This window comes from Methylopila musalis (assembly GCF_042679725.1).
GTDB classification, from domain to species: Bacteria; Pseudomonadota; Alphaproteobacteria; order Rhizobiales; family Methylopilaceae; genus Methylopila; species Methylopila musalis.
In genome coordinates this window covers 1-7,170 of the sequence record NZ_JBHTMX010000143.1, presented here as the reverse complement: position 1 = coordinate 7,170, position 7,170 = coordinate 1, and the positions used below count along the sequence as shown (strand labels likewise).

Here is a 7,170-nt window from a genome sequence, read left to right as displayed (position 1 = left end):
GGTCTCCACCCCGGCGCGGGCGAACAGCCCCGCCCGCAGGTCCGGATCGTCGGGCAGCGCCACGCGCACGAGGCCGAGCCGCGTGGCGGCGTCCACCACCGGCTCCACCAGCCGCACCCGACCCCACACCGGCTCCGCCAGACCCGCGACCTCGATCCGCGCCGGCTGGCCGGGCTTCAGCGCCGGCAGCCGGGTCTCGGGCACGCGCGCCACCAGCTCGATCGCCCCGTCGCGCACCAGCCGGAACAGCGGCTCGCCGCCCATGCCGACGATCTGGCCGACCCGCGCCGAACGGGCCGAGACCACGCCCGCCGCCGGCGCCTTCACCTCGGTGCGGGCGAGGCGGAGCTCGATCTCGCGCCCCTGCGCCTCCGCGAGCGCCTTGTCGGCCTCGGCCACTTTCAGGGCCTCGTTCTGGGCCCGGACGCGGGCGCCCGCGACCTGCGCGCCGGTCTCCCGCGCCTGCAGCGTTTCGCCGGTGACGTTGCCCGAGGACTTGAGCTGTTGCGCCCGCCGCAACGCGGCGTCGGCCTCGATCCGCGCGGCCTCGGCCTCGGCGATGGCGGCCTCCGCCTGCGCGATGGCGGCCTCGGCCTTGGCGACGGTGGAGCGGTTCTGCGCCAGCGCCACGTCCAGCATGTCGCGGTCGAGCCGGGCGAGCGTCTTGCCGGCGGCGACCCGGTCGCCTGTCTCCACCAGATAGGCTTCGAGCCGCAGCCCGTCGATCTGGGCGCCGACGAGGATCTCGTCGCGAGGGGCGAGCGTGCCGGTGAGCGCCAGCGTCTGGACGATCTCGCGCCGGGCGGCGGTGGCGACCGTCACCGCCACCGCGTTCGGCCGCGCGGGCGCCGCGGCGGTCGCGGGTCCGGCGTCGGCCCCGGAACGGTCCGGGATCAGCGCGTCCCGGAACGCATAGGCGCCGACGCCCCCGCCGATCAGGACGACGGCGAGCGCCATGGGCCAGAGGCGGCGGCGGGGTCTGGGCGGGGTCACTGGCCGGGCTCCGTCTGGGCGGCGAGGAAGCGGCGCACGGCGCGCTCGAACACGGGCGTCAGGCCCGACAGGTCGGCGTCGGGCTCCAGCGCGAGGCGCGTCGCCAGCCCGTCGGCGAGCGCGCTCAGCAGCCGCACCGCCTCGACGGGATCGAGCGCGGGGTCGATCTGGCCGAGCGCCTGCCCGCGCCGCACCACCCGCGTCAGCAGGTCGTGGATTTCGCGCTCGCAGCGCTGGTTGATGGCGTGGATGTGCGGGTTGCGCACCGCCTCGGCGCAAAGCTCCGCATAGATCGGCATGCCGTCGGGCTGCAGCGCCCCCGACATGAAGCGCACGCCGGCCTCCACCAGCGCGCCCACCACGTCCTCCGCCTCCAGCAGCGGCGCGAGCAGCTCGGGCACGTCGGCCCGGTCGCGCTCCACGATGGCCTCGATCAGCGAGTCCTTGGAGGGGAAGTAGCGGTAGAGCGCGCCCGGGCTCATGCCCGCCTCGGCGCAGATCTGCTGCATGCTGGCGGCGTGGAAGCCGCTGCGGGCGAAGCAGGCCACCGCCGCGTCGAGGATGCGGCGGCGCTGGTCGTCGGCGCGGCGGGACCGGGTCTCGGACACGGGCGAGGCGAGGGACATGCGGCGCGACCCAAGAATGAGAGCGAATGTTCGTTCGCATTTTTATAGCCGCTCGCCCAGACCCGGGCAAAGGGATTCCGCGCATGGCTCCCGGGGCCTTCGCGGGGAGCGCCGAGAGAGGGGTGAAAGTCTCCGTTAACCAAGTTTTAGGGTTAACGGATCATGACTTTTCGGGAGGCGCGTCGGGCGCCCGAAACGCTGGTCAGGGGGCCATCATGCGGGGCAGCGCGCGCGGTCTGTTCGTCGGGCGCTCGGTCGTCCTGCTGCTGGCGGCGGGGGCGCTGGCCGGCTGCGTGGCCGACAAGGACGTGACCGGCTCGGTGATGCGCGCCAGCGCCTCGCGCGAGGTCGCGACCGGCGACCGCGAGGGCCAGCTCCGCCGCATGGCCGCGACCTATGCGGCGGCCTACGAGAAGAACCCCAACGACCCCGGCGCGGCCTACGCCTATGGCGTGACGCTGCGCGCGCTCGACCAGCGGGCGCAGGCGCTCGCGGTGCTGGAGAGCGCCAGCATCCGCCACCCGGCCCAGCGCCAGATCCTCGCCGCCTACGGCCGTTCGCTCGCGGACGCCGGCCGGCTCGAGGAGGCGCTGAAAGTGCTCGGCAAGGCCCATCTGCCGGAGCAGCCGGACTGGCGCATCCTGAACGCGCAGGGCGCGATCCTCGACCAGCTCGGCCGCACCGCCGAGGCGCGGCGCTATTACGAGTCCGCGCTGAAGATCGCGCCCGGCGAGCCGTCGATCCTGTCCAATCTCGGCCTGTCCTACGCGCTCGCGGGCGAGCCGGCCAAGGCCGAAGCCGTGCTGCTGCAGGCCGTGGCGAACCCCAAGGCCGACGACAAGGTCCGCGCCAACCTCGCCATGGTGCAGGGCCTGAAGAGCGCCGGCCCCGCGAAGAAGCCCACGCGGGGGTGATCCGGCGCGGGGCGGAGCGCCCTGCTCTTCTTGTCCCGGCCTTGAGCCGGGACCCAGAAACGTCTCCGCCTGCAGAACGAGCCGCGCGCTTGGAGCTTCACCCCGGAAGCGTCGGCGGAAATGGGTCCCGGCTCAAGGCCGGGACAAGGAAGGGTGAGCCGCCCCAATGAGCGCGCGGCCAACCGTGATCCCGAAGCGTGAAGCCTGACGCCGCTCCTCTTGTCCCGGCCTTGAGCCGGGACCCAGAAACGTCTCCGTTCGCAGAACGAGCCGCGCGCCTGGAGCTTTACCCGGAAACGTCGGCGGAAATGGGTCCCGGCTCAGGGCCGGGACAAGGACGTGCGCTCAGCTCGCGCCGAACGACGCCTTGCCGCCGTGGGCGGCGGACCATTCGGCGGGTTTGTTCAGGAAGGCCTCCACGTCGGCGAGCTTGCCGGCGTCGAAGCGGGCGTCCTCCTTCGCGGCCGCCAGCACGTCCCAGAAGGTGGCGAGCTCGTGCAGCTTCACGCCGATGCGGTCCATGGTCTGGCGGCTTTCGGGGAAGATGCCGTAGTGGAAGATGACGAAGGCGTGCTCCACGATCTGGCCCGCCTCGCGCAGCGCCTCGGCGAAGGCCACCTTGGAGCCGCCGTCGGTGGTCAGGTCTTCGACCAGAATGGTGCGGTGGCCTTCGGTGACGGCGCCCTCGATGCGGGCGTTGCGGCCGAAGCCCTTGGGCTTCTTGCGCACGTAGAGCATGGGCAGCATCAGCCGCTCGGCGATCCAGGCGGCGAAGGGGATGCCGGCGGTCTCGCCGCCCGCCACCGCGTCCAGGCTCTCATAGCCCGCCTCGCGCAGGATGGTGTCGGCGGCGTCGTCCATCAGCTGCTTGCGCAGCCGCGGATAGGAGATGAGCTTGCGGCAGTCGGTGTAGACCGGGCTCGCCCAGCCCGAGGTGAAGATGAACGGCTCCTCGGGGCGGATGTGGATCGCGCCGACCTCCAGCATCATGCGCGCCACCCGGCGGCCGATGGCGTCGCGGGAGGCGAGGGGGGCTGGGGCGTGCGTCATGGCGGTCTCCGGCGCGGGCGGTGAGGTGCGGCGTGAAGCCGATCCGTTAGCGCGAAACCGCGCCGGAGGGAACGCCGTCGCGACGGCTCAGGCCGCGGCGGCCGCGCGCTCCTCGATCACCGCCTCGAAGCCTTCGAACTGGGGATGGCCGGCGTAGAGCGGCTTGTTCTGGCCCGCGTTGCGGTGCGCCTTGCGGAAGGCGTCGGAGCGGGTCCAGGCCTCGAAGTCGTCGCGCGAGCGCCAGATGGTGTGGGAGGCGTAGAGCACCGTGTCGCCGTCCGCCGCGCCGCGCAGCAGGTGGAACTCCACGAAGCCCGGAACCTCGTCCAGATGGCGGTCGCGCTCGCGCCACACGGTCTCGAACGCTTCGGCCTCGGCGGCGAACACCTTGAAACGGTTCATGGCGACGAACATGGCGACAGTCTCCTGATCGATCGGGGCGTCTTCCCGGCCCGTTTTATGTCGCAGAACGCGAGGCGTCTCGCAAAATGCGACGCGCTTTGCGAAAGCCCTATGGGCTCAAGCCGTTATTTTGTGGCTCCGCCATGCTCGCGCCCCAATAGATGGGGTTAAAGCCGCTTCACCACGTTTGGCAAAGCCCTTGCTGGTGTGGGGTCAGCCGGATCAGGTTGATGCGTACCGGCGTCTGTTCGGGCGGAAGAGGGGACGTTTCCAACCCCACGCGATCCCCTCTTCCGCGCCGACATCTCCCGCTCCTCACACGCCCCGCTCTTGACGACGCCCTGCGAAGCCCGGCACTCGCTGGGGCGTGAGGCGCGCCGTGTGGGCGCCGTCTTCAAGGACACGGAGAGCCCCCATGACCGAGCCGGACACGGCGCCCGCCCGCCTCGCCTATGTTCGCGCCGCGCTCGCCAAAGCCGAGCGGGCCGTGGGGCGGCCCGAGGGCGACGTGACGCTGGTGGCGGTCTCCAAGACCTTCGACGCCGACGAGATCGCGCCCGTGCTCGAGGCCGGGCAGCGGGCGTTTGGCGAGAACCGGGTACAGGAGGCCAAGGCCAAGTGGCCGGGCCTGAAGGAGCGCTACGACGGCGTGGAGCTGCACCTGATCGGGCCGCTCCAGTCCAACAAGGCGGCGGAGGCGGTGGCGCTGTTCGACGTGATCCAGAGCGTGGACCGGCCGAAGATCGCCGAGGCGCTGGCGAAGGAGATGGCGGCGCAGGGGCGGTCGCCCCGGCTGTTCGTGCAGGTGAACATCGGCTCCGAGCCGCAGAAGGCCGGCGTTCCGCCGGAGGAGACCGACGCTTTCCTGGCCCGCTGCCGGGACGAGTTCGGCCTGACGATCGAGGGGCTGATGTGCATTCCGCCCGCCGACGAGCCGCCGGCGCCGTTCTTCGCGCTGCTGGACCGCATCGCCGCGCGCAACGGCCTACCCGGCCGCTCCATGGGCATGAGCGCCGATTTCACGGACGCCGTGCCCTTCGGCGCCACCCATGTGCGGGTGGGCAGCGCCATCTTCGGAACCCGTCCTAAGGCCTGAGGCCGCCGCACGCGGTCCCGGTCCTCCCCGCGCCTCACGGAGCGAGCAGGCGCTCCAGATAGTCCAGCTCCTCGCGCGGGCGCTCGTTCTCGCCGATGCGGCGGCGCAGCTCCTCCAGCACCCGGCGGGCGCGCTGGGCCTCGATCTCGCCCGGCACCTTGGTGCCGGTCCCGTCGCTCTCGCGCCGCCGGACCGGGCGGCCGAGCGGATCGTCGCGGCCGTCGGCCTGCCCGTTCTCCGCGCCCTGCTGGCCCTGTCCCGGCTGCTGCCCTTCCTGCTGGCCCTGCTGGCGCATCTGTTCGGCCAGCGCCTGCGCGCCTTTGCGCAGGTTTTCGAGCGCCCGGCTCTGGTCGTCCAGCGCCTGCCCCGTCCGACCCTGACCGAGCGCGCCGCGGGCGTCGCCCATGCTGCGCCCGGCCTCGCCGAGAGGATCCTGCCCCTGACCCCCGCCCTGACCCTGCTGGCCGCCCTGCTGACCCTGACCCTGGCCGCGTTGGCCCTGCTGGCCCTGTCCGTCCTGCCCCTCGCCGTTCCGGCCCTGCTGCTGTTGCTGCTGGCCCTGACCGCCGGGCTCGCCCGGACCGGGAGGCTGGTTCGGCCGGTCCGGCTGGCCGCCGGGCGCCATCTCCTGCATCAACTCGTCCAGCTTGCGCTGGAGCTGGCGCTGCTGCTCGGCCAGCGCCTGCGTGTCGCCGCCGTTCGGATCGCGGCGGGGCTGGCCCTCGCGGCCGCGCTGGTTACGCTCGCTCCGCTCCTGCTGGCGGTACTGCTGGTAGGTCTGGTCCCGGAGCTTGTTCTGCTCGCGGATCATGTCCTGCAGCTTGTCCATCTGCTGCTGGCTCTGGGACTGCTGGTGGTCGCCCTGCTGCTGCTGGCCGGGCTGGGCGGTCCGGAGGTTGTCGAGCATCTCCCGCAGCTCGTTCAGCGCCTGTTGGGCGGCCTCGCGCGATCCGCTCTTCGCCATCTGCTCCATGCGGTCGATCATCTTGCGCAGATCGTCGGGCCGGATGGTCTGGGCGCCGTTCTGGGGCGCGCGGGCCTGCGGGTTCGGCTGCTGCTGCGCCCGCTGGGCCAGCTCCTTCATGAAGGCGTCCAGCGCCTTGCGCAGCTCCTCGGTGAGCTTGGCGATCTCCTGCTCCGAGGCGCCGTCCTCCAGCGCCTTGCGCAGCGCCTCCTCCGCCTGCCTGAGCTGGCGCTCGGCGTCCGGCAGGTCGCCGTCCTCCAGCCGCAGCGCCATCTCCCACAGATGGTCGGCGACGGCGCGCAGCTCGTCGTCGGTCCGGGCGATGTCGAGCCGGCGATAGGCGGCTCGCAGGCCGAGATAGACCGAGGCCTTGGGCGTAAACTCCTCCGGGAACAGCATCAGCGCCTGAAGCGCCCTCGCGACGTCGGGCTTGGCGTTGGCGTCGAGCGCGAGCGTGCGCCGCTGCTCCACCAGCGCGCGGGCCAGCGGATTGACGAAGGGGCGGCCCGGAATCCGCAGCGTCTCGGGCGCGCTCAGGCCCTCCTGGCCGGCCTCGTCACGGGCGGCGAGCGTCATCACCGCGTCGGCCCCGGCGAAGGGATGCTCGGCGAGATCGAGCGAGGTCTGGCCCTTGCCCTCTCGCGCCCGCTTGCGCGGCAGCGTCAGCGCGATCTTCGGGGCCTCATAGAGCGGGCGGCGCTCCTCCGCCTGCCCGTCCTTCGGCGTCTCCGCCGGCTTCAGCGCGAAACGGGCCTCGGCGGAGGCGACGCCGTAATCGTCCGTCACCTCGTAACGCAGCGTGGCGCCGCCGCGGGCGTTGCGCTGGGGCGGCTCGCTCAGGCGGATGGTGGGGGCCGCGTCCGGAATGGCGGAGAAGCGCCACGACCAGGGCGCGGCCTCGCCCTCGCCCGCCACGGTGAGACCGGCGGCGCCGGTCAGCCGGTAGCGATGTTCCGTCATGCCCTCGGGGCTCTTGGCGTCGACGGGCTTGGCGTCCTCGAGGCCGCCGGTCGCGGACACCTCGGCGGTCCCGCCGGCGATCCGCACCACGAGGATCGAGCCCGTGGGCGCGCGCGTCACCTCCGGCGCGGCGTCGCCGGGGGCGCGGGCGGCGGTGAGGAAGAT

At 72.7% G+C, this 7,170-nt stretch carries 7 protein-coding genes; 2 read left to right on the top strand and 5 right to left on the bottom strand.

Annotation, left to right across the window (positions count from 1 at the left end; translation table 11 throughout):
* Positions 1–993 (bottom strand): efflux RND transporter periplasmic adaptor subunit (locus ACFQ4O_RS13180; protein ID WP_378776155.1); only part of this gene is annotated, 993 nt, incomplete at its 3' end.
* Positions 990–1,619 carry a TetR/AcrR family transcriptional regulator gene (locus ACFQ4O_RS13175; RefSeq protein WP_378776154.1) on the bottom strand — a complete coding sequence of 210 codons (630 nt, stop codon included), beginning with the start codon at positions 1,617–1,619 and terminating at the stop codon, positions 990–992. The genes ACFQ4O_RS13175 and ACFQ4O_RS13180, both read right to left, overlap by 4 nt.
* 215 nt (positions 1,620–1,834) lie before the next feature.
* Between ACFQ4O_RS13175 and ACFQ4O_RS13170 the strand changes: the two genes are divergently transcribed.
* Positions 1,835–2,533: a tetratricopeptide repeat protein gene (locus tag ACFQ4O_RS13170; protein ID WP_378776153.1), complete on the top strand. Its 699-nt coding sequence runs from the start codon at positions 1,835–1,837 to the stop codon at positions 2,531–2,533.
* A 345-nt stretch (positions 2,534–2,878) separates the two neighbouring features.
* On the opposite strand, the gene ACFQ4O_RS13165 is transcribed toward ACFQ4O_RS13170, so the two are convergent.
* Complete coding sequence (locus ACFQ4O_RS13165) at positions 2,879–3,583, bottom strand: orotate phosphoribosyltransferase (RefSeq protein WP_378776152.1); 705 nt, start codon at positions 3,581–3,583, stop codon at positions 2,879–2,881.
* 87 nt (positions 3,584–3,670) lie between these two features.
* A complete protein-coding gene (locus ACFQ4O_RS13160; RefSeq protein ID WP_378776151.1) occupies positions 3,671–3,997 on the bottom strand; it encodes an antibiotic biosynthesis monooxygenase family protein in 327 nt (108 codons plus the stop codon).
* A 403-nt stretch (positions 3,998–4,400) separates the two neighbouring features.
* Here ACFQ4O_RS13160 and ACFQ4O_RS13155 point away from each other — a divergent pair, with 403 nt between their 5' ends.
* Positions 4,401–5,081, top strand: coding sequence for a YggS family pyridoxal phosphate-dependent enzyme (locus ACFQ4O_RS13155; protein ID WP_378776150.1), 681 nt, complete (start codon positions 4,401–4,403; stop codon positions 5,079–5,081).
* Between the two features lie 34 nt (positions 5,082–5,115).
* On the opposite strand, the gene ACFQ4O_RS13150 is transcribed toward ACFQ4O_RS13155, so the two are convergent.
* Positions 5,116–7,170, bottom strand: a 2,055-nt coding sequence (locus ACFQ4O_RS13150) for a TIGR02302 family protein (protein WP_378776149.1), incomplete at its 5' end; no start/stop codon positions are given.